This is a genomic window from Sphingomonas sp. Leaf28, from assembly GCF_001421685.1.
GTDB classification, from domain to species: Bacteria; Pseudomonadota; Alphaproteobacteria; order Sphingomonadales; family Sphingomonadaceae; genus Sphingomonas; species Sphingomonas aurantiaca.
Window position 1 is genome coordinate 24241 of record NZ_LMKX01000008.1, and the last position, 18968, is coordinate 43208.

An 18968-nucleotide genomic window follows, 5' to 3' on the forward strand; every position below is an offset into this window, starting at 1 on the left:
GCTTGATCGTTACTGCAACACCACGTCTCGGCCAGATCCTGAGCGAGGTCTGGCGTCCGCTGCTGGGCCTGTTCGTCTGGGACGTGATCGTCACGATCACTTACTATGTGCTGCCCTTCCACGCGCCGGCCTTGCCCCTGACTCTGTTCGGCACGGCGCTCGCACTGTTCCTCGGATTTCGTGACAATTCCGCGTATCAACGCTGGTGGGAAAGCCGCGGCCTCTGGGGCCTGATGATCAACGCCTCGCGCAACCTCGCGCGGATGGCGCGCAACATGCTGCCCGAGCCCGAGGGCCATGACATGAAGCGGACGATCGTCCTGCGCCAGATCGCCTATGTGAACGCACTGCGTTGTCAGCTACGCAAGCAGCCCGCGCCACCCGAGGTACTGCGGTTCCTGTCGAAGGAAGAGGCCTCGTTTGCGCTCGATCGCACGAATATCGCCAACGGCCTGCTTGACGGTACGGGGCGGCGGGTCGACATCGCGCGGCGCAACGGTTGGATCGACACGATCCAGCAGACCCAGTTCGAGGCGATCCTGGTCGATATCGCCAACGCACAGGGCGGCATGGAGCGGATCAAGAACACCCCGCTTCCCAACCAGTACCGGTTCTTCCCGAGCCTGTTTACGCGGTTGTTCTGTGTGCTGCTGCCGATCGGTCTGGTTGAGTCGCTGGGCTATGCGACACCCGTAGGCTCGACGATCGCCGGACTGATGTTCCTCGCGGTGCTGCAGATCGGCGACGATCTGGTCGATCCGTTCGCAGACACCATCCACGACGTGCCGCTGAACGCAATGTGCCGGACGATCGAGATCGACCTGTTACAGGCGATCGGCGATCCTGCCCCCGAGCCGCTGAAACCCGATAAGGGTGTGCTTTGGTAATTAGGCGGTGCTTGCCTAACTCCGTCTGACCACCGCGCTCACGCAGCGTTGTCGATCCCCAAATCGCTGAGTTTGCGGTACAGGGTCGAACGGCCAATGCCGAGGCGGCGGGCGACCTCGGTCATGCGGCCGCGATAGTGGCCGATCGCAAGGCGTATGACGTCGGCCTCGATCTCGTCGAGCGCGCGCAGATTGCCGTCGGGGCGAAACAGCGTCACGCCGCCACCGCCCGCGGCCACAGTGGCCGGGCCGCGCTGACGGTTGCCGAGCGCGGCGATCTGCGGGAAATCTTCCTCGGTTAGCGCTGCCCCCTCGCATAACACGGCGGCGCGAAAGAGCGCGTTTTGGAGCTGGCGGACATTGCCGGGCCAGTCGTAATGGACCAGCAGCGTAAGCGCGGCGTCGGTAATGCCGAGCGGTCGGAGTCCCGGTTGCTCGGCAATCCGCGCGAGCAAGTGGCGGGCGAGTGCGGGGATATCGCCGGTCCGTTCGCGCAAGGGCGGGATCGTGACCTGGACCGCGTTCAGCCGATAATACAGATCTTCGCGGAAACGCCCCGCCTCTACTTCGTCTAGCAATCGCTGGTTGGTCGCGGCGATCACCCGGACATCGACCTCGCGCGACTGCCGCCCGCCGATCGGTTGGACTTCGCCGGTGTGAAGAAGGTGCAGCAGCTTGGCCTGCGCCTCGAGCGGCATCTCGCCAATCTCGTCCAGGAACACCGTGCCGCCATCGGCATCGTGGAACCGCCCGATCTTACGCTCAAACGCGCCAGTAAACGCGCCCATCTCGTGCCCGAACAGTTCCGATTCGATCAGATTGGCAGGCATCGCCGCGCAGTTGATCGTGATCATCGGCTTCTTGGCACGCGGCGAGGCTGCGTGGATGGCTTCAGCGACGACCGCCTTGCCGACTCCGCTCTCGCCCTCGACCAGCACCGCGACGCGCGCGCGTGCCGCCTTTGCCGCGATCGCTAGCGCCGCGCGAAAATCTGGCGAGGAGCCGACGATCTCGTCGAACGCGAGGAGGGCCGGAATTTTTTCGGTGAGCGGGCGGAGCTCGCCCGCGGCGGTGCCGGCAACGGCGGCTTCGAGTGCGGCGAGCACCCGGTCGGGCGCGAGCGGCTTGACGAGGAAGTCGGTGGCACCGGCGCGCATCGCGGCGACCGCATGCGCGACCGAACCATTGGCGGTGAGCATAAGGATCGGCAGCGCGGGGCGGCGGTCGCGGAGTTCGGCGATCAGCGCGGTCGCATCGCCGTCGGGCGCGGAATGATCGAGCAGGATCGCGTCGAGCTGCATCCCGTCCTGCGTGCCGAGCGTGGCGATCGCCATTTCGCTATCCGTCGCAAAAACCGTGCGCCAGCCGCCACGCGAGGCAAGCGTCGCCACCAGCCGGCGCTGCGCGGGCTCGTCGTCGATCAGCAATACTAGGCGCTGGCCGTTGCGCGTCATGGCGAATCCTGTCCCGTTCCGGTACGGGCAATAGCGCAACCGAGTAAAGGGCGCCTTAAATGTCGCGCTTGGCGATCCCGAATGTGCCGGTTAAGGTCTGGGTGTAGAGGGTGGCACACAAAGGATTGGGACAAGAACCATGGCCGGCAATGGAGACATGAAGGCGCATTCTGCGACCTATTCGAGCGTGACCGGCATGATGAAATGGGGCGCGGTCGGGTGCGCGCTGGTCGTCGCGCTCGTCATCTGGCTGATCCATTAATCTCATGAAGATCGCCGTCCTGAAAGAGCAAGCGGACGGCGAGCGGCGGGTGGCCGCGACGCCGGAAACGGTCAAGAAATTCATCGCGCTCGGCGCGACGCTGGCGGTCGAGACGGGCGCCGGCGAGACCGCGTCGATCGCAGACGCCGGCTATGCCGACGCAGGCGCGTCGGTCGGGGATCGTGCGGCGACGCTGGCGGGGGCGGACATCGTGCTGGGCGTGCAGGGCCCCGATCCGGCGACGCTCGGCGGCGTGGCGCCGGGCGCGTGGATCGTCGCCAGCCTCAACCCGTTTGCCGAACGCGCCCGGGTCGAGGCCTATGCCGCGGCGGGGTACGAGGCGCTGGCGATGGAGTTCATGCCGCGGATCACGCGCGCGCAGTCGATGGACATCCTGTCGTCGCAGTCGAACCTGTCGGGCTACAAGGCGGTGCTCGACGCGGCCGCCGAATATGGCCGCGCCTTCCCGATGATGATGACCGCGGCGGGCACGATCAGTGCGGCCAAGGCGTTCGTGATGGGCGTCGGCGTCGCCGGGCTCCAGGCGATCGCGACCGCGCGGCGGCTGGGCGCGCAGGTGTCGGCGACCGACGTACGCGCCGCGACCCGCGAGCAGATCCAGTCGCTCGGCGCCAAGCCGATCTTCGTCGAGAATGTCGCAGGCATCGAGGGCGAGGGGACGGGCGGCTATGCCGGCGAGATGTCGCCCGAATATCAGGCGGCGCAGGCCGAGCTCGTGTCCGGGCACATCGCCAAGCAGGATATCGTCATCACGACCGCGCTGATCCCCGGGCGCCCGGCGCCGCGGCTGATCTCGGCAACGCAGGTGGCAAGCATGAAGCCGGGCTCGGTGATCGTCGACCTCGCGGTCGAGCAGGGCGGCAATGTCGAGGGTTCGGTCGCGGGCGAGGTGGTCGTCGTGAACGGCGTCACGATCGTCGGCCACCGCAACGTGCCGTCGCGGCTCGCGGCGGACGCGAGCGCGCTGTTCAGCCGCAACCTGTTCAATTTCCTGAGCGCGTTCTGGGACAAGGACGCGGGGCGACCGGCGCTCGACGCCGAGATCGGCGACGCGATCCGCCTGACCCAAGGCGGCAGAATCGTGAACGCGCGGCTGTCGTCGTGACAATCCTCCCCGGCACGGGGAGGGGGACCGGCGCAGCCGGTGGAGGGGGCGTCCCGCCTATGCTGCGCCCTGAAGTATCGCTGGCGCGCCGACTACGCCGCGAGATGAGCCTTCCAGAGGTGCTGCTTTGGGAGCATCTGCGAGGACAGAAGACCGGCTTCAAATTCCGCCACCAGCATCCCCTCGGCCCTTATGTCTGCGACTTCTACTGCGCCGCCGCCAAGCTCGCGGTAGAGGTCGATGGCGAATTTCACGGCCGCGGCGATCGCGCTCAGCGCGATGCTGATCGCGACCGATTCTTCGCGCAGAATGGCCACCGGGTGCTGCGTGTGGCCGCCGGCGACGTGCTGGGGGATATCGAGGCCGTGGTGACGATGATCGTGTCGTCTGCGGCCCGCCCCCTCCACCAGCCTGCGGCCGGTCCCCCTCCCCGTGCCGGGGAGGAATGATGTACGGTAGTGTTGCGTCTATGGCTCTTGTGGAGCGGACGGTGAAACCTCAGGATTATGAAGTCGTGATCCGGCCGCTCCCGGCGGCCGATGGTGGTGGGTACCTTGCGACCGCCCCCGCGCTGCCGGGATGCAAATCCGATGGCGACACGCCGCAGGACGCGCTCGCGAACGCCTATGATTCGATCGCCTGCTGGATCGAAGCCGCCGAAGAATTGGGACGCGCCGTCCCTGCCGCGACACGCGCCGCAGCGTGAGAGAGTTGGGAACCGAATAATGGACTTTATCGCGATCCTGTCGATCTTCGTGCTGGCGTGTTTCGTCGGGTATTTCGTCGTCTGGGCGGTCACGCCCGCGTTGCACACGCCGCTGATGGCGGTGACCAATGCGATCTCCAGCGTCATCATCGTCGGCGCGCTGATCGCCGCCGCCGCCCCGACGGTTCTGGGGGCGATCGGTGCCGGTTCGGGCGTCGCCAAGGCGCTCGGGCTGGTCGCGGTGGTGCTGGCGAGCGTCAACATCTTCGGTGGCTTTGCGGTCACCGCGCGGATGCTGGCGATGTACAAGAAGAAGGAACGGCCGGTCGCGCCCGCTTCGAGCAAGTGAGCGGCACGCCAGGCGAGGGGACGCGATATGCATGAACTGACGGTCAGCCCATGGGCTTCGCTCGCCTATCTGGTCGCGGGGGTGTGTTTCATCCTCGCGCTGCGCGGGCTGTCGAGCCCGGCATCGAGCCAGCGCGGCAACCGCTTCGGTATCATCGGCATGACGATCGCGGTCGTGACGACGCTGGTGACGCATGTCCCGTTGCGCTCGGTGGCGGTCCCGCCGGGGAACCCGCACGATTTGATGATCGATTGGGTAACGGTCGGCGAAATCCTCGCGGCGATCGGCGTCGGCGCCGCGATCGGCCTGGTCACCGCACGCCGCATCGCGATGACCGCGATGCCGCAGCTCGTCGCCGCCTTCCACAGCCTTGTCGGGCTCGCCGCGGTGCTGGTCGGGGTCGCCGCCTATCTCAACCCGCAGGCGTTCGGGATTTCCGACCTCGTCGTGCCGATGATCGGCCAGCCCTTCGCGGTGATCCACCCGGTCAGCCGGATCGAGCTGGGGCTCGGCGTCGCGATCGGTGCGATCACGTTCTCGGGCTCGGTGATCGCGTTCCTGAAACTCAACGGCAACATGGGCGGCAAGCCGATCATGCTGCCGGGGCGCCACGTCATCAATCTTGCGCTGCTCGCCGGTATCCTCGGGCTGATCGCGTATTTCGTCACCGAGCAGGCGCCATGGGTGTTCTGGACGATCGCGATCCTGAGCTTCGTCATCGGCTTCCTGCTGATCGTCCCGATCGGCGGCGCCGACATGCCGGTGGTCGTCAGCATGCTCAATTCCTATTCGGGCTGGGCAGCGGCGGCGATGGGGTTCACGCTCCACAACAGCGCGATGATCATCACGGGCGCGCTGGTCGGCAGCTCGGGCGCGATCCTGAGCTACATCATGTGCCGCGCGATGAACCGGAGCTTCATCAGCGTGATCGCCGGCGGGTTCGGCGCGGTCGCGGATACCAGCGGCGGCGGCACGGCGATCGATCGCCCGTGGAAGCGCGGTTCGGCGGAGGACGCCGCGTTCCTGATGAGCCAGGCCGAGCAGGTCATCATCGTCCCGGGCTACGGCATGGCGGTGGCGCAGGCGCAGCACGTCCTGCGCGAGATGGGCGACAAGCTGAAAGCCGAGGGCGTCCGCGTGAAATACGCGATCCACCCCGTCGCGGGGCGCATGCCGGGGCACATGAACGTGCTGCTGGCGGAGGCGAACGTGCCGTATGACGACGTGTTCGAGCTCGAGGACATCAACAGCGAGTTCGCGCAGACCGACGTCGCGTTCGTGATCGGTGCGAACGACGTGACCAACCCCGCCGCCAAGACCGACAAGACCTCGCCGATTTACGGCATGCCCGTGCTCGACGTCGAAAAGGCCAAGACCGTGCTGTTCATCAAGCGATCGATGGGCGGAGTCGGCTATGCAGGCGTCGATAACGATCTGTTCTACCGCGACAATACGATGATGCTGCTCGCCGATGCCAAGAAGATGGTCGAGGATATCGTGAAGGCGCTCGACTAGGCGACCGGTTTGGCGCTGGTGTTAAGTTCCCCAACTCGAACGAAAGTCGATCCAGTTCGGGTGTAATACGTGCGATCGCCAAGGCTAGTCTTCGCAACCTAGCGGAGATAGCCATGACCCCACTCGACGGCGACTTTACCGATACGCGGTACGACACCGGGATCGACGCGATCCTGATTACGGCAGAGGCCGCACCCGACCGTTTCGCCGCGGCGCTGGCGGCGGTCGGCGGGCGGATCGTCGCCCGGATCGGGTGGCAGGCGCCGTTCGGCCTGCACGCCACCCCGCAGCTGGTGGTGGTCGAGGCGGCGGGCGTGGACGCCGCCGTCCTCGCCGACCATCTGCCGCGGATCGTCGCGCGCGCGGCTGTCCTGGAGGCCGCGCTGGTGGTCGCGATGGACGACGACCAGATCGATGCGGTCGCGGCGGCGACACTGGGCGGCGGTACGACGCTGCTGGTCGATCCCGGCGTCGCGGACTGCGTGGCGGCGATCGTGGTCGCCGCCGAGCGCACGCGCAGCCCTGCGGGCGTGTTCGATGCGGGGCGCGAGACCGATGGCATGCGGCTGGAGCGGCTGAACACCGAGGTGGCGCGGATCGCCGAGGCGCTCGCGCGGCTGACCCGGGCGGAGTTTGCAGGCGATGCGCCCGCCGCGCCGATCGTCGGCGACCGGACGACTCGCTACGGCGCGCAGCCGTCGCTCGCCAGGCCGAGTGCGGCGGACGTCCGGCGGGCAATCCGCGCGCGCCGGTTGCGCGACCAGTTTTTCGGCACCGCGCTGTTCGAGGATCCGGGCTGGGACATGCTGCTCGACCTCTATGCGGCCGAACTCGAACAGGCGCGCGTCTCGGTGTCGAGCCTGTGCATCGCCGCCGCGGTCGCGCCGACGACGGCGTTGCGCTGGATCGCGCGGATGACCGACACGGGGCTGTTCGAACGCCGCCCCGACATGCACGACCGGCGACGCGCGTTCATGGTGCTCTCCGAGCGCGCGAGCGAGGCGATGCGGGGCTATATCCTGGCCACGACCGGGGCGAATCTGCGGATTCCGTGACCGCGTCCGCCCTTTTAGCTTGCCCCGGCCGCCGGGCTTTGGCATCGCACCTCCACCCGAGAGGGGGCGATTAGCTCAGTTGGTAGAGCGTCTCGTTTACACCGAGAATGTCGGCGGTTCGAGCCCGTCATCGCCCACCATCCCCGCATTCGATCGTTACAGGTCGCGGACGAGCCGGATCGCGACCGCGATCCAGGCAGGGTCCTTGATCGTCTGTGGCTGCGTGCCCGCGCCCGGCGGCAACAGGGTGACGCCGTCGCTGTATCCGATCAGCCGTCCGAAGACGAACCGGCCTGCGGGTTGCGGGACGAGCACATCGCGGTTGAGCACAGTCGCAAACCCCTCGGGCGCGACCATCGCACACCAGATCGCGTCGCCCGTGCGATAGTCGCCGATGCTGCCGGATACCGTCACCGCGATCTGACCCGATGCGACCTGAGGGGGCGCGACCGTCGTGGTGCGCCGGGGGGCGTGTGCGCCGCGCGCATCGAGGATCGCGGTGACGGGCAGGTCGGCGCGGTCGGGCAGCGTGACGAGATCGGCGGCGTCGACGCCCAGCGCGGCGGCGATGCGGTTGAGCCAGCCGACCGAGACGGTACGCGTGCCGGTTTCGAGCCGGCCGATCGTCTGCGCCGTTGTCGGCGGGACGCAGCGTCGCGCGACATCCTCGAGCGTCAGGCCCTTGGCGCGGCGGACTTCGCGGATGGCGGTGATCATCGGCAGGCTCCAAACCAGATGGGTTATTCCTCTGTCCTACAACCGTGCCGATATGGCAACCGGAAGCGGCAATGGGAGACGGTGGATGCGCGAACTGGTGGAACGGTCGATCGATTCGGAGGGTGTGCTGCAGCAAGCGGGGGCCCGGCGCGGGCGGACGGTGACGGTGAATGTGGCCGAATCGCCGCTGGGGTGGCTGCGCGCGCGCGGGCTGGTCGATGCGCGACAGTTCGCGGCGGGGGAGCGATTGCGCGCGGATTACGAGCGGGCGTCGATCGCGCCGAGCGTGACGATGCGCTGGGCGGAGCGAGTCGATGGTGCCCGGTATGGCGGGCTCGATCCGACGTCGGCGCAGATCGCGGCGAAGGCGCGGTTCGACTCGGCGCTGGCGGCGGCGGGGCCGGGTCTGGCGGACATCTTGTGGCGGGTGGTCTGCGCGGGCGAGGGGCTGCCCGTCGCGGAGAAGGCGTTGCACTGGCCGGCGCGGGCGGGGCGGCTGGTGCTGACGCTCGCGCTCGATCGGGTGGCGGCGCATCATGCGATCGGTTAGGCGCTCGCTTTGGTGCGGTCGCATGACTAGATGGCAGGCATGCGCTTCGATCTCGTCAAATGTCATGGGTCCGGTAATGATTTCCCGCTGATCGACGCGCGCGCGTCGACGCTCGGCGATGCGGCGTGGGCGGCGGTCGCGCGCGCGCTCGCGGATCGGCAGGGCCCGGTGGGCGGCGACGGGCTGTTGCTGCTCACCGACGGCGATGCGGATCGCGCGTTCGGGATGCGGATGTTCAATTCGGACGGCAGCGAATCCGAGACGTGCCTCAACGGGCTGCGGTGCGTGGCGCGCGCCGGGTTCGCCGCGACGGGCACGCAGACCGCGACGGCGTTGCTCAAGACGAGCGATGCGGTCGTCTTGCGCGACGCCGATATCGCGGCGGGCGTCTATACCGTCCGCGAGATTGCGGGGCCGGCGTCGCTCGACGTCGCCGCCTGGCCGATGGCGGTGGGGGCAGACCTGGTCGTCGACGCGCCGATCGCGGGCTTGCCGACGACCCGCGCGTTCACCGCGGTGGCGATGCCCAACCCGCATCTCGTGACGTTCGTCGACGCGATCGACGAGGCCGAGCTCGTCCGCGTCGGTGAAGCATGCGAGGCCGCGCCCGCCTGGCTGCCGAACCGCGCCAATGTCAGCTTCGTCGAACTGCGGGGGCGCGACCTGTTCGTGCGCACGTTCGAGCGCGGGGTCGGGCTGACCGACAGTTGTGGCAGCGCGATGGCGGCGTCGACCTATGCCGCGTGCCTGACCGGGCGGATCGCGTACGACACGCAGACGACGGTGTTCAACAAGGGCGGGCTCGTCCGCGCACAGGCGAGTGCGGCGGCGATGGTGACGCTGTCGGGCAATGCGACGTTCGAGTGGAGCGGCTCGGTCGAGGTCGATCTGGCGACCGCGACCGCCAGCGACGTGGTGGTCACGCGGCGCTATGAGGACGAGCGCGCGGCTTGGTCCAAACTCGTTGCAAATCTCTGACGCCGCCTGCATCCTTCCATCAGACTGCGCGTATCTCCGGGCAGTGAGCCGCCCACAGGCTCCGTGCAGGAGAGAAGCCATGAATCACGTGTTTCGTACCGCGATCGTCGCCGCTGCCATTGCCGTGAGCGGCAGCGCCATCGTCGCCGCGCAGACCAACCCGACGGTCGGCGGCGCCGCGATGTACCCGACCAAGAATATCGTCGAGAACGCGGTCAATTCGAAGGATCACACGACGCTGGTCGCCGCGGTGAAGGCCGCCGGTCTGGTCGAGACTCTGTCGGGCCCGGGTCCGTTCACGGTGTTCGCGCCGACCAACGCCGCGTTCAAGAAGCTGCCCGCCGGCACCGTCGACACGCTGCTCAAGCCCGAGAACAAGGCGCAGCTGACGGGCGTACTGACCTATCACGTCGTCCCCGGCACGATCACCGCCGCCGATATCGCCGCCAAGGCGAAGGCGAATGGCGGTACCGCGAGCTACACCACCGTGCAGGGCGAGCCGCTGATGTTCAGGAAGGTCGGCAGCGGCTGGGGGATCATGGACGGCAAGGGCCATAAGGGCCGCGTCACGATCGCCAACGTCATGCAGTCGAACGGCGTAATTCACGTCATCGACACCGTCATGCTGCCGTAATCGACTATAAGAGTCAGTATCTGCCCCTTCCCCCCCCAAAGGCAGTGTCGTCGGGCCCGTCGCCAAAAGGCGGCGGGCTCGATTGCGTTTGCCGCCGACCTAGGCGGCGGCGCCGCGTGCTTCGCCGGCAGCCTTGATGAACGTCCAGACGTTGGCCGGGAACGGCGACGGTTGATCCGCCTGCCACTCGCCCATCCGATCGTAGAGCGACGTTGCCCCCGCCATCATCTCGGGCGTCGCGACCGCGGTGAAGGGGGCCAGCAACGCCTGCCATTCATCGAGATACGCCTGCGCGGCCGGACTGGCGGGATCGAGCGGCAGCGCCTTGGCGATGCGGCTGCCGAGATCGTGCCAGCGGGCGTTGTACGCACCGGGGTCGAGGTTGGGCACGTCGGCCATCCGCTCCCCCCAGCGCGCTTGCTCTTCGGGTGAGAAATAGCGGTCCACAACGCCGCGCCAGTTGGTATCCATGATGTCGTCTCCTGAACGGATCAGCGAGCAAAGGGTCGCGACGTCGATCGGCTCGCCATGATCGATGCGGGACAGAACGGAGAGGAGGAGCGTGCGCGAGTCCGCGATCGCCACGGCGCGCTGGTCGAGTTCGGCCAGCCGGGCAGCCACCAGCCGGCCGATATCGACCGGCCCCGAACGGAGCATCGCGGCAATTTCGGTCAGTGAGAAACCGGCGTGCTTCAGCGCGACGATCGCGTTCAGTCGCGCGAGTTCGCCGGCGCCGTAGATCCGCCGCCCGCCCGCGGTGCGCAGCGGCGAGACCAGCCCGCGCCCTTCGTAGAACCGAAGCGCACGAAGGGTGAGGCCGGTGCGCCGCGTGACGTCGCCAATGTCGAGCATGTCTTCCATGCCGACGGGATAGCCGCTGACGTTACGTCAGGAGCAAGCGCTATTTTAGCCGATCAGCAGCCCCGCGAGCGCGGCGGACATCAGGTTGGCGAGGCTGCCCGCGGCCAGCGCGCGCAGGCCGAGCTTGGCGATCATCGGACGTTGGTTAGGGGCGAGGCTGCCCGTCACCGCCATCTGGATCGCGATCGACGAGAAGTTGGCGAAGCCGCACAGCGAGAAGGTGATGACCGCGATCGTGCGTGCGCTCAGCCCCTGCTGCGTGCCGAGCGAGATATAGGCGACGAATTCGTTCAGCACGATCTTCTGCCCGAACAGCCCTCCGGCAATGCCCGCTTCGCTCCACGGCACGTTGAGCAGGAACATGATCGGCGCGAAGACATAGCCGAGCAGGCCCTGGAAGCTGAGCCCGGGCAGCCCGATCATGTTGCCGAGCCCGCCGAGCAGGCCGTTGGCGAGCGCCACCAGCGCGACGAACGCCAGCACCATCGCGCCGACCGCGACCGCGAGGCGGACGCCGGTCTGCGCACCCTGCGCGGCGGCCATGATCAGGTTGGCGGGCTTTTCCTCGTCATGCGTGGCCTGCGGCATCGGTTCGCCCGCTGACGTTTCGCCGGGCAGGTCGCCGAGCGCGAGTTCGCCCTCGGGCGGCGTCACGCGGTCGGGCATGATGATCTTGGCCATCAGGATGCCGCCGGGCGCCGCCATGAAGCTGGCGGCGAGCAGATAGTCGATCCGAATCCCCATCGACGCATAGGCGGCGAGGATGGTGCCCGCGACGCCAGCCATGCCGCTGGTCATCACCGTGAACAGCTGCGCCGGCGTGAGGCCTGCGAGATAGGGACGGATGACGAGCGGCGATTCGCTCTGGCCGACGAAGATGTTCGCGGCCGCGCACAGCGATTCGACCTTCGAGACGCCGATGACCTTCTCGATCCCGCCGCCGACCCAGCGCACGACGAACTGCATGATGCCGAGATAATAGAGGATCGAGACGAGGCTGGCGAAGAAGATGATGACCGGCAGCGCGGCGATCGCGAAGCTCTGGCCGCCGATTTCGGGCGTCGCCATCTTGCCGAACAGGAACTCGGTGCCCTTTTGCGAATAGCCAAGCAGGTTGGCGACGCCGCCCGACATCTCGCCGAGCACGACCTTGCCGAAGCTGGAATAGAGCACGAGCACGGCGATACCCGCCTGCAGCGCGAAGGCGGCGCCGACGATGCGCAGGCGGATCGCCCGGCGATCGCTCGACAACAGCACGGCGATGCCGAGGATGACGGCGATACCGCCCAGGCCGATGACTAGTCTTTCCATGGACGCCCTGCGTTCTCGTACGATGACACACGCGGCCCCCCGGCTGCGCAAGCGGCCGACATGACACGGGCGGGCGCCGGTCGCCAGTCATTTGAGGACAGGCCGGTTTTCGGCCCCGCTTGTCATTTGACGGCGCGCGCGTTTTCGCTAGCGTCCGCGGCGATGAATACAGACCTTCCCGCGTTCCCGCGTTCGCTCTTCATTTTCTCCGTGCTGTATGGCGGCATGGTGTGCATCGCCGGCGTGCTGGGGGTCAAACAGGTCGCGCTCGGCCCGCTCGCGGTCGAGGCGGGGATCTTCGCATTCCTGCTGCTGGTCGTGCTCAGCAGCGCGATCGCCGAGCTGCACGGACAGAAGACCGCAACGCTGCTGGTCCGCCTCGGCTTCATACCCCTGCTGGTGTCCGCCGCGCTGATCCAGCTGGTGCTGGCGCTGCCGCACGATCCGGGCATGTATCCGCCCGCGGTCGACGCGTTTCCGATCGTCGTCGGACAGGGCGCGCGGATGATGATGGCGGGGCTGATCTCCTACGGGATCTCGCAGACGCTCAACGTGCTGATCTTCGCCAAGCTGGCGGGGCAGGTCGGCGGCGGCGAGGGCAAGCTGGTCTGGCTGCGCGGGATGATCGCCAGCATCGTCTCGCAGGTGATCGACACGGTGTTGTTCATCACCATCTCCTTCCTCGGCGCGCGGCCGATCGTCGAGCTGATGGCGGGGCAGATGCTGACCAAGGTCGTGCTGTCGATCGTGCTGGTGCCGTTCATGATCACCTTCTTCGTGAAGCTCGGGCGGTGGCTGGACGCGCGTCCGCTGTGAAATCCGGACCTTTCGGGACGTCCGACACGTCCGACACTTCCGTCACGCCCGACACTTCCGTCACGTCCGTCACCCCAGCGAACGCTGGGGTATCCCCGTTGGCGGGTGCGGGGGCTCGAACTGGGAGATCCCAGCTTTCGCTGGGATGACGGCGGGGCAGAGGGCGCACGTTCACCGATGACGAACGCGCCGCGACTGGCTAAAGCGCGGGCATGACCGATCACACGCCCGATCCCGCCCTGCTCGCCAAGGCCGAAACGCTCACCGAGGCGCTGCCCTATCTGCAGCGCTATGCGGGCAAGACGTTCGTCGTGAAATATGGCGGCCACGCGATGGGCGACCCCGAGCTGCAGCGCGATTTCGCCGAGGACATGGTGCTGTTGAAGGCGGTCGGGATCAACCCGGTCGTCGTCCATGGCGGCGGGCCGCAGATCGGCGCGATGCTCAAGCGGCTCGGCGTCGAATCGCGCTTCGTCGACGGCCTGCGCGTGACCGATGCGGAGACCGCGCAGATCGCCGAAATGGTGCTCGCAGGCTCGATCAACAAGGAAATCGTCGGCTGGATCGGCCAGGCGGGTGGCCGCGCGGTCGGCATTTCGGGCAAGGACGCAGGCCTCGTGCTCGCGCAGAAGGTCGGCCATGGCCGCGAGCCTGACAAGCTGCAGGGGATCGAGCGCCATGTCGACCTGGGCTTCGTCGGCGAGCCGATCGCGGTCGACCGGACGATCCTCGACACGCTGATCAAGGCCGACATCATCCCGGTGATCGCCCCGATCGGCATCGGCGCGGACGGCCACACCTACAACATCAACGCCGACACGATGGCGGGCGCGATCGCCGCCGCGATGGGCGCCGCGCGGTTCTTCCTGCTGACCGACGTCGTCGGCGTGCTCGACAAGGAGGGCGAACTGCTCACCGATCTCGACCCGGCGAAGATCGCCGAACTGCGCGCGGACGGGACGATCACCGGCGGGATGATCCCCAAGCTCGAGACGTGCGTCGCGGCGGTCGGCTCGGGAGTCGACGCCGCGGTGATCATCGACGGCCGCGTGCCGCATGCGATGCTGCTCGAAATCTTCACCAAGCAGGGCGCGGGGACGCTGGTCAGCGCCAAGGGGCGCGCGCGTTAGGGGCGGGGGGCCTTTAACGGCCCTTTGATTCCTCCTCCCTGCTTGTGCCCGGCTGACGCAAGCGAGCGGGCAGATCACCGCAGGGGTTCTCGTTCTCCCTCCGTCCCCTTATATTAGTATCATACCAGCGGAGACCCACGCCTTGATCGCCCTTCTTCAGATCGTCCAGTTGCTGCTCAATCTCGTCTGGTGGGTCATCGTGATCCAGGCGGTGCTGTCATGGCTGATCGCGTTCAACGTCATCAACACGCAGAGCGATTTCGTCCGCACGGTGTGGAACGCGCTGCAGAAGATCACCGAGCCGCTCTATCGCCCGATCCGCCGGATCCTGCCCGATTTCGGCGCGCTCGATCTGTCGCCGCTCGTCGTGCTGCTGATCCTCTATATCCTGACCAACATCGTCATCCCGAACATCGCGCAGAACTATCTCGTCGCGGCCTATTGAACGGACCCGCTGCCTGGCGCGCGGTCGGTGACGGCTTGGCGCTCGCCGTCCGGGTAACCCCGCGCGGCGGCCGGGACACGCTGGTCGCCGGCACCCCCGAGCATCTTGCCGCGCGCTTGGCGGCGGCGCCCGTCGATGGCGCCGCGAATGCCGGGCTGGTCGCGCTCGTCGCCAAGAGCTTCGGCGTGCCCAGGCGCGCGGTGACGATCGTCTCGGGCGAAACCGCCCGGCTGAAGCGCCTGCATATCGCCGGTGATGTCGCTACGCTGGCGGAAATCGCGTCCGCGCTCTATGGGCCGCGGGCATGAGCGCGACCATCATCGACGGCAAGGCCTTCGCCGCCGGCCTCCGGGCCCGTATCGCAGACGGCGTCACCGCCTTTCGGACACAGGCGGGCCGGGCGCCCGGCCTTGCCGTGGTGCTAGTCGGCGAGGATCCCGCCTCCAGCGTCTATGTCCGCTCGAAGGGCAAGGCGACGCGCGAGGCGGGGATGGAGAGCATCGAGCACCGGCTGCCCGCCGACGTGTCGGCCGACGACCTGCTCGCGCTGGTCGCGACGCTCAACGCCGATCCGGCGATCGACGGCATCCTGGTCCAGCTGCCCTTGCCCAAGCATATCGACGAGCAGGCGGTGATAGCGGCGATCGACCCCGACAAGGATGTCGACGGCTTCCACCCGATCAACGCGGGTCGTCTCGCGACCGGGCTGCCGGGGTTCGTGCCCTGCACGCCGTTCGGCTGCGTGCTGCTGCTCAAGAGCGTGTTGCCGAGCCTGAGCGGGCTCGAGGCGGTCGTCGTCGGGCGCTCGAACATCGTCGGCAAGCCGATGGCGCAACTGCTGCTCCGCGAAAGCTGTACCGTCACCGTCGTGCATAGCCGGACGACGGACGGGCCCGCGCATATCCGCCGCGCCGACATCGTCGTCGCCGCGGTCGGGATCCCGCAGATGATCCAGGGCGACTGGCTCAAGCCCGGCGCGACCGTGATCGACGTCGGCATCAACCGGACCGAGACGGGGCTGGTCGGCGACGTCGACTTCGCGAGCGCGGTCGACGTCGCGGGCGCGATCACGCCGGTCCCGGGGGGCGTCGGGCCGATGACGATCGCGTGCCTGCTGCGCAACACGCTGGTCTCGGCGGGGCGCCGCGAAGGCGTTGCCGTCGACGAAGCCATGCTCGATCGGGCCGGGCTGTGATCGAGCTCTATATCTCGTCGCTGATTACGTTCTTCGTGGTCATCGATCCGCCCGGCTGCGCGCCGATCTATGCCGGGCTGTCGGCGAGTGCGTCGGCGACGCAGAAGCGGGCGATGGCGATCCGTGCGGTCGGCGTGTCGGCGGCGATCCTGTTCGTGTTCGCGCTGTTCGGCGAGGCGTTGCTCAAGGGCCTGGGCATCAGCCTGGCGAGCTTCCGCATCGCCGGCGGCATCATGCTGTTCCTGATCGCGCTCGAGATGGTGTTCGAGAAGCGCACCGAGCGCCGCGAGGATCGCGCCGCCAAGGTGGCGAGCGACCCCGAGGCCGAGGACGTCTCGATCTTTCCGATGGCTATGCCGATGATCGCCGGTCCCGGCTCGATCGCGTCGGTGATGCTGTTGATGAGCCGCAACAGCGGGCTCGAGCGCTCGGCGATCGTGCTCGCCGCGATGGTGACGATCCTGCTGCTGACGCTGGTCGCGCTGCTGGCCGCCGGGCCGATCATGCGGATCCTGGGCGCGAAGATCGAGGCGGTGATCACCCGCCTGCTCGGCGTGCTGCTGGCGGCACTGGCGGTGCAGTTCGTGCTCGATGGCCTGTCGGTGGTGCTGCACTAGGCCGTCATCCTGACTGTCGTCGGGATGACGGCGGTGGGCATCAATCCACCTTGAACAGCCGCAGCGGGGAATTGCGCGGTAGCGGGAGCGGTGTCAGCCACGCCGGCACCTCGTTCCTGGCGAGCTCCGCGTAGAACCCCTTCGGGCTGCGCGCCTTGTAGTTGGTCGATTCCGCCGCGTTGGGGCAGAGCAGCATCATCGTCGCGCCGTGGCGCTTGACGATCGCATGCGCCTGGTCCGCGGTTCCCCCGAACGCATGCTGGACGTCGAGGATCGCGTCGCCGTTGCGGTGATACGGCCCCGCAATCGCATCGTGATGCGTGATCGTGATCAACCGCGGGCCCATGTCGACGAAGGTGAAGATCGTCTGCGCGGGGTATTTGTTCAGCGCGAGCAGCACCGTCGTGCGCAGGCAGTTGCCGGTCGCCATGTTGACGCGCTTTTCATAGGGCTTGGGGCGGTCGATCGGGAAATACTGGATCACCATCCCCGCGAACAGCCCCGAGACGATCAGGAACGCACCGACCGTCCCCAGCACGCGCACCGCCAGCGATCGGTTGCCGAGCAGCCTCGGCAGGATCAGCCAGCCGAGCGCGGTCGCCCCCGGGATCGCCAGCAACTGCGCGGCGGGGCCGGCGCGGACCTGCCACAGCAGCATCGCGCAGGCGAACGCGGTGAATAGCGCGACCGCCGCCCAGCCGACCGCGCGCGGATCGCGCCGCGCGCGCCAGGCGGCGACGATCGCGCCGATCAGGCCGATGATCGGCAACGTCGCCAGCGCGAAGCCGACGCGGAAGCTGTGCTTGTAGATCGGCTTGGCCTCGCGGACATTGTCCAGCCAGTTGCGCTGCAGCTCGGGCGAAATGCCCTCCGGCCGGCCCAGGCACTGCGGGAAGACGAGCGCGAACCCGGCGACGATCGCCGCGCCCGCCACCACCGCCAGCGCCAGTCGCGCGCCGCGCGAGGCGGGCCCGAACCGCGCGAGCAGGAACAGCAGCATCCCCGCCGCGATCATCACGCTGAGCCACACCGGGGTCAGCGCGTCGCAGCGCATCGCCTGGTTGGCGTTCGACGCGAACAGCGCGAAGCCGAGCGTGCTGCCGCCGCCCAGCGTCAGCGCATAGATCGACAGCCGCTCCGCCTCCGCCCGGTCCCATACCCAGCGCAGCGCGATGATCGCGCCCGCCATCGCCGCATAGGGCAACAGCTCGAGCCCGATCGACAGCGATACCGCGCTCGCGATGCCGACCATCGCGCCACCGCGACGGCCGTTGGTATCGCACAGGCCTGCGACCGTGAGGCTCAGCATCGCCAGCTGCCAGCCGTGATGATCGATCCGCTCGGGCATGAACATCAGCATGGTGCCGGTCGCACCGACCATGAACACGATGGCGAGCGGCCATGCATAGGGGCTGATCAGCCGCCGCACGGTCGCGCCGATGCCGAGCATCGCGATCGACAGCGGCAGCAGCGGCGCGATCCCGCACGCCAGCCGCTCTGACCAGCTGTTGGTGGTGAACAGGCGGAAGACCAGGATCAGCCCGGCGATCGGCAGGTCGACGATCCGGCTCCAGTGGATGTCGAACCCGACCGGCGGGTTCAGCCGGTAGTTGCGCAGATCATACCAGCCCTGGCCGTCGAGCAGCGCGCGGACCTGCATCAGCCGCATGTTGTCGTCGGTATCGCCGAGCGACAGCCAGCGGACCTGCCCCCAGCGATCGACCATCGACCATGCCGCCACCGCCACCCAGGCGAGCAGCGACAAGGCGATCCAATGCCGATCGAGTGCGTCGAGCAGCGTATTCCGCCGCGGTGGTGCCTGATCCAAAACGCTTTCCTCCGGCCCGCACGCACTCTAGATGCGCGGGCATATCTCAAGCGTCGCTCTATCGCGGTGTTGGTAAAGAACAAGGCGGGCATGCAGGCGATTTGGCGACAGGTAGAGCAGATGCGGGCGAGCGGCGTGCTCGGCCAGCTCGTGCGCTTCGGGATTGCCGGCGGCCTGTCGAGCCTCGTCTATTCTCTCGTCTACCTGCCGCTGACGGCGTATGTCTTCCCGCCACGCCAGGCAGTGGCCGCGGTGCCGTTCGCGTTCGTCGTCGCGGTGGTCGTCGGGTTCTTCCTGCACAGCCGCTGGAGCTTCAAGGGCCATGCGAAGGAGCCTGGGGCGGGGCGGCATATCAAGTTCGTGATCGTCCAGGGCGCCGGGCTCGCGCTCAACGCGCTGATCACCTGGATCGGCACCGCGCTGTTTCACCTGCACCCGTGGATCCCGCTGATCCCCGCGGTGCTTCTTGCCGCGATCCTGAGCTTCGTGCTCAACCGTCTCTGGGTTTTCAACTGATGCTTCCAACGAACTG

General features: G+C 67.7%; 23 protein-coding genes and 1 tRNA gene. 19 read left to right on the forward strand and 5 right to left on the reverse strand.

What is annotated here, in order from left to right:
* Positions 1-2 precede the first annotated feature (2 nt).
* Complete coding sequence (locus ASE79_RS10605) at positions 3-887, forward strand: bestrophin family protein (protein WP_056415973.1); 885 nt, start codon at positions 3-5, stop codon at positions 885-887.
* 38 nt (positions 888-925) lie between these two features.
* On the opposite strand, the gene ASE79_RS10610 is transcribed toward ASE79_RS10605, so the two are convergent.
* Positions 926-2341 (reverse strand): sigma-54-dependent transcriptional regulator, encoded by a 1416-nt coding sequence (locus ASE79_RS10610; protein WP_056415976.1) that lies wholly within the window; start codon positions 2339-2341, stop codon positions 926-928.
* Positions 2342-2480: 139 nt separating this feature from the next.
* Here ASE79_RS10610 and ASE79_RS20380 point away from each other — a divergent pair, with 139 nt between their 5' ends.
* The 8 genes from ASE79_RS20380 (at position 2481) to ASE79_RS10645 (ending at position 7494) form a co-directional block, all read left to right on the forward strand.
* Positions 2481-2603, forward strand: coding sequence for an aa3-type cytochrome c oxidase subunit IV (locus ASE79_RS20380; RefSeq protein WP_082445252.1), 123 nt, complete (start codon positions 2481-2483; stop codon positions 2601-2603).
* Positions 2604-2607: 4 nt separating this feature from the next.
* Positions 2608-3729, forward strand: a complete 1122-nt coding sequence (locus ASE79_RS10615) for an NAD(P) transhydrogenase subunit alpha (RefSeq protein ID WP_056415979.1) — start codon at positions 2608-2610, stop codon at positions 3727-3729.
* A gap of 59 nt (positions 3730-3788) precedes the next feature.
* Positions 3789-4178, forward strand: a complete 390-nt coding sequence (locus ASE79_RS20385) for an endonuclease domain-containing protein (RefSeq protein WP_082445289.1) — start codon at positions 3789-3791, stop codon at positions 4176-4178.
* 41 nt (positions 4179-4219) lie between these two features.
* Positions 4220-4435 carry a type II toxin-antitoxin system HicB family antitoxin gene (locus ASE79_RS10625; RefSeq protein WP_200910363.1) on the forward strand — a complete coding sequence of 72 codons (216 nt, stop codon included), beginning with the start codon at positions 4220-4222 and terminating at the stop codon, positions 4433-4435.
* Positions 4436-4454: 19 nt separating this feature from the next.
* The gene (locus tag ASE79_RS10630; protein WP_056415987.1) at positions 4455-4784 is read left to right on the forward strand and encodes a proton-translocating transhydrogenase family protein; all 330 of its coding nucleotides are present in this window, start codon (positions 4455-4457) and stop codon (positions 4782-4784) included.
* Between the two features lie 27 nt (positions 4785-4811).
* The gene (locus tag ASE79_RS10635; protein ID WP_056415990.1) at positions 4812-6299 is read left to right on the forward strand and encodes an NAD(P)(+) transhydrogenase (Re/Si-specific) subunit beta; all 1488 of its coding nucleotides are present in this window, start codon (positions 4812-4814) and stop codon (positions 6297-6299) included.
* Positions 6300-6412: 113 nt separating this feature from the next.
* Positions 6413-7354 carry a MarR family winged helix-turn-helix transcriptional regulator gene (locus ASE79_RS10640; protein ID WP_056415992.1) on the forward strand — a complete coding sequence of 314 codons (942 nt, stop codon included), beginning with the start codon at positions 6413-6415 and terminating at the stop codon, positions 7352-7354.
* 64 nt (positions 7355-7418) lie between these two features.
* Positions 7419-7494: transfer RNA gene (locus tag ASE79_RS10645), tRNA-Val, on the forward strand.
* Positions 7495-7510: 16 nt separating this feature from the next.
* On the opposite strand, the gene ASE79_RS10650 is transcribed toward ASE79_RS10645, so the two are convergent.
* Positions 7511-8071 (reverse strand): helix-turn-helix domain-containing protein, encoded by a 561-nt coding sequence (locus tag ASE79_RS10650; protein ID WP_056415995.1) that lies wholly within the window; start codon positions 8069-8071, stop codon positions 7511-7513.
* 85 nt (positions 8072-8156) lie between these two features.
* Here ASE79_RS10650 and ASE79_RS10655 point away from each other — a divergent pair, with 85 nt between their 5' ends.
* The 3 genes from ASE79_RS10655 to ASE79_RS10665 all read left to right on the forward strand — a co-directional run bounded on the left by ASE79_RS10655 (position 8157) and on the right by ASE79_RS10665 (position 10233).
* Positions 8157-8621: a DUF6456 domain-containing protein gene (locus tag ASE79_RS10655; RefSeq protein WP_056415998.1), complete on the forward strand. Its 465-nt coding sequence runs from the start codon at positions 8157-8159 to the stop codon at positions 8619-8621.
* A 39-nt stretch (positions 8622-8660) separates the two neighbouring features.
* On the forward strand, positions 8661-9599 hold the full coding sequence (gene dapF / locus ASE79_RS10660) for a diaminopimelate epimerase (RefSeq protein ID WP_056416001.1): 939 nt from the start codon (positions 8661-8663) through the stop codon (positions 9597-9599).
* 79 nt (positions 9600-9678) lie between these two features.
* Positions 9679-10233: a fasciclin domain-containing protein gene (locus ASE79_RS10665; RefSeq protein ID WP_056416004.1), complete on the forward strand. Its 555-nt coding sequence runs from the start codon at positions 9679-9681 to the stop codon at positions 10231-10233.
* A 99-nt stretch (positions 10234-10332) separates the two neighbouring features.
* Here ASE79_RS10665 and ASE79_RS10670 read toward each other — a convergent pair whose 3' ends face one another.
* Positions 10333-11094: a MerR family transcriptional regulator gene (locus ASE79_RS10670; protein WP_056416007.1), complete on the reverse strand. Its 762-nt coding sequence runs from the start codon at positions 11092-11094 to the stop codon at positions 10333-10335.
* A 45-nt stretch (positions 11095-11139) separates the two neighbouring features.
* Complete coding sequence (locus tag ASE79_RS10675; RefSeq protein ID WP_056416009.1) at positions 11140-12405, reverse strand: NupC/NupG family nucleoside CNT transporter; 1266 nt, start codon at positions 12403-12405, stop codon at positions 11140-11142.
* Positions 12406-12567: 162 nt separating this feature from the next.
* Here ASE79_RS10675 and ASE79_RS10680 point away from each other — a divergent pair, with 162 nt between their 5' ends.
* The 6 genes from ASE79_RS10680 to ASE79_RS10705 all read left to right on the forward strand — a co-directional run bounded on the left by ASE79_RS10680 (position 12568) and on the right by ASE79_RS10705 (position 16608).
* Entirely contained in the window at positions 12568-13221 is a 654-nt protein-coding gene (locus ASE79_RS10680; RefSeq protein WP_056416011.1) for a queuosine precursor transporter, read from the forward strand.
* A gap of 212 nt (positions 13222-13433) precedes the next feature.
* Positions 13434-14351: an acetylglutamate kinase gene (gene argB / locus ASE79_RS10685; protein ID WP_056416014.1), complete on the forward strand. Its 918-nt coding sequence runs from the start codon at positions 13434-13436 to the stop codon at positions 14349-14351.
* Positions 14352-14493: 142 nt separating this feature from the next.
* Complete coding sequence (locus tag ASE79_RS10690) at positions 14494-14796, forward strand: YggT family protein (RefSeq protein WP_055874210.1); 303 nt, start codon at positions 14494-14496, stop codon at positions 14794-14796.
* Entirely contained in the window at positions 14793-15104 is a 312-nt protein-coding gene (locus ASE79_RS10695) for a DUF167 domain-containing protein (RefSeq protein ID WP_056416016.1), read from the forward strand. The genes ASE79_RS10690 and ASE79_RS10695 overlap by 4 nt, the downstream gene beginning before the upstream one ends.
* The gene (folD, locus tag ASE79_RS10700; protein WP_056416018.1) at positions 15101-15991 is read left to right on the forward strand and encodes a bifunctional methylenetetrahydrofolate dehydrogenase/methenyltetrahydrofolate cyclohydrolase FolD; all 891 of its coding nucleotides are present in this window, start codon (positions 15101-15103) and stop codon (positions 15989-15991) included. The genes ASE79_RS10695 and folD overlap by 4 nt, the downstream gene beginning before the upstream one ends.
* The gene (locus ASE79_RS10705; protein WP_055874200.1) at positions 15988-16608 is read left to right on the forward strand and encodes a MarC family protein; all 621 of its coding nucleotides are present in this window, start codon (positions 15988-15990) and stop codon (positions 16606-16608) included. The genes folD and ASE79_RS10705 overlap by 4 nt, the downstream gene beginning before the upstream one ends.
* 40 nt (positions 16609-16648) lie before the next feature.
* On the opposite strand, the gene ASE79_RS10710 is transcribed toward ASE79_RS10705, so the two are convergent.
* The gene (locus ASE79_RS10710; protein WP_056416022.1) at positions 16649-18436 is read right to left on the reverse strand and encodes a hypothetical protein; all 1788 of its coding nucleotides are present in this window, start codon (positions 18434-18436) and stop codon (positions 16649-16651) included.
* Positions 18437-18526: 90 nt separating this feature from the next.
* Here ASE79_RS10710 and ASE79_RS10715 point away from each other — a divergent pair, with 90 nt between their 5' ends.
* On the forward strand, positions 18527-18952 hold the full coding sequence (locus ASE79_RS10715; protein WP_199861061.1) for a GtrA family protein: 426 nt from the start codon (positions 18527-18529) through the stop codon (positions 18950-18952).
* Positions 18953-18968 lie beyond the last annotated feature (16 nt).